We start from the raw sequence: 1908 nt of genomic DNA, 5'->3' as shown, positions 1-1908 counted from the left end.
TTTCCAAACTGAACGACTAAAGCGTCAGCCTGCTGAGATGGCTTGGTATGATGGCTTGTAAGTTATGGGTGTTAGCGGTAGCGCTGGCCGACAGACAGGAGTGTCTGTCGTACTTGTCTTCGCCGCGCTCGGTTTTAAACGGGCCACGGTATTTAAAATGAGTTACGAACGCGCAGCCTCAATATCCCGCGCGATCTGCGCCTTGAGCTCATCCAGGCTGCTGAATTTCATCTCGCTGCGCAGGTGGCGGGTGAAGCGCACCTCCATGTCCTGGCCATAGATGTCGCCACTCCAGTTGAGCAGGTGGACTTCGAGGGAAGGATCGGCGTCTGCCGCCACGGTGGGCCGGCGGCCGAGATTGGCCACGCCCGGGAACCATTGCGCACCCACACGCGCCTCCACCGCATAAACGCCGAGCGGCGGGAGCTGTTCGTTTTCGACATCGACGTTTGCGGTGGGGAAGCCGAGCTGGCGGCCGAGTTTCTGGCCTTCGACGACGGTGCCAAAGACCGAGTACTCGCGCCCCAGCAGCGTGGCGGCTTTGTGGAAATTCCCCTTCGAGACCGCCTCGCGGATCAGGGTGCTGCTGACCACTTCAGAATCGATTTTCAAAGGAGGCACGCCATACACGGCGAAGTCATGCTCCTGCCCCATGTCCATGAGCAGGTGAATGTTGCCCTCGCGCCCATGGCCAAAGCTCCAGGTATAACCGACGGAGATGCAGCCCAGTGGGCGGGAGGCGCGCACCAGCTGCTGGAGGAAATCGCGTGCGGGCGTTTTGGCCGTTTCGGCGGTGAAGGGGCAGGCCAGCAGGCAGGAGATGCCCGTTTGGGCGAGAATGAGGCGCTGATGGCGCGGACCACAGAGCAGTTTGGGGGCGGAGCCCGGTCGTAGCACCTGCATGGGGTGCGGATCGAAAGTCACGACGACTGCGGTGCCGTGGTGCTGCGTGGCGTGTTCCTGAGCCGCGCGAATGACCTCTTGGTGCCCGAGGTGGATTCCATCAAACACGCCCACGGCAAGAGCGAGGGGGCCGGGAAGTGTGGAAAGGGCGTCGATGGAGCGAAGAACCTGCATGCGTTGGAGCGGTGAGCCATACCAGCGGCCATGCAGAGCGCAAGGTGAAGGGCGTCAGCCGCTGCCTTCAGCCTCCGGCTTACTTCATGTTGCTCAGGGTGCTCCAGAAGGTCTTCAGCACGCTCTTCTTGCCGAGGCTGATGCTGCTCTGGACGTCGGTGTGGGCGGTGCCGATGACCTTGTTCATCGCTTCACCGTAAGCAGGCATCGAGTTCCAGCCGAGGGAGATTTCTTTGTTGGAGGCGGTGGAGGAGGTGGTGTTCGTTTTCATATGATTCGTAGATTTGAGAATTTTGAGGGGATTTAGGCGGTGCGTTTCAGATTTGAATGAAGCTTTGTTTACGAGTGTGATAATCGAGTCACAAAAATGAGAATTAAAAGCCAACAGGATGGCGAGGGCTGAAGCCAGCATAGTTGCGGCCCTGGGTGCGCCAGCGGGGACCTTCGCCCGTCATCTGGCCGGAAGTGTCCATGCGAAGACCGCAGATGGTGATGAAAACATGCTCACCAGGCTTCACCCAGATGGTGATGAAGCGGCCCACGCCAGGCTGGCCATAGTTGGCGAACTCCTTGCTGGACAGGCAGCGGTTCAGCAATCCTGCCTTCATAAGGACATAAGAAGTGCTGCTGCTGCAGTCATAAGCGCTGTCCTCAATGTTGCGATGGCCGCCACCGAGCACGTAGGGCTTGTTCTGGAGGGTGTTGGCAGCGTAGACAGCGAACTGAAGGGCCTGAGGAGCGGTCTGGCCGACGGAAGCGAAGCGGCCGTCAAAGCGGATCTGAGAATTGCCAACGGCGGGGCGGGGAGCGGCGGCGCGCTGAGCTGCAGCC

3 protein-coding genes are annotated in these 1908 nt (G+C 60.0%); all 3 read right to left on the bottom strand.

Going from position 1 to position 1908, the window contains the following annotated elements:
• Positions 1 to 162 precede the first annotated feature (162 nt).
• Positions 163 to 1077 carry a bifunctional riboflavin kinase/FAD synthetase gene (locus WAW39_RS05515; RefSeq protein ID WP_422316602.1) on the bottom strand — a complete coding sequence of 305 codons (915 nt, stop codon included), beginning with the start codon at positions 1075 to 1077 and terminating at the stop codon, positions 163 to 165.
• A 79-nt stretch (positions 1078 to 1156) separates the two neighbouring features.
• Positions 1157 to 1348 (bottom strand): hypothetical protein, encoded by a 192-nt coding sequence (locus WAW39_RS05510; RefSeq protein ID WP_422316600.1) that lies wholly within the window; start codon positions 1346 to 1348, stop codon positions 1157 to 1159.
• A 103-nt stretch (positions 1349 to 1451) separates the two neighbouring features.
• Positions 1452 to 1908, bottom strand: a 457-nt coding sequence (locus tag WAW39_RS05505) for a hypothetical protein (protein WP_422316598.1), incomplete at its 5' end; no start/stop codon positions are given.

Source organism: Prosthecobacter sp. (assembly GCF_049294395.1).
GTDB lineage: Bacteria > Verrucomicrobiota > Verrucomicrobiia > Verrucomicrobiales > Verrucomicrobiaceae > Prosthecobacter.
This window is presented reverse-complemented; position numbering and strand designations above follow the sequence as displayed.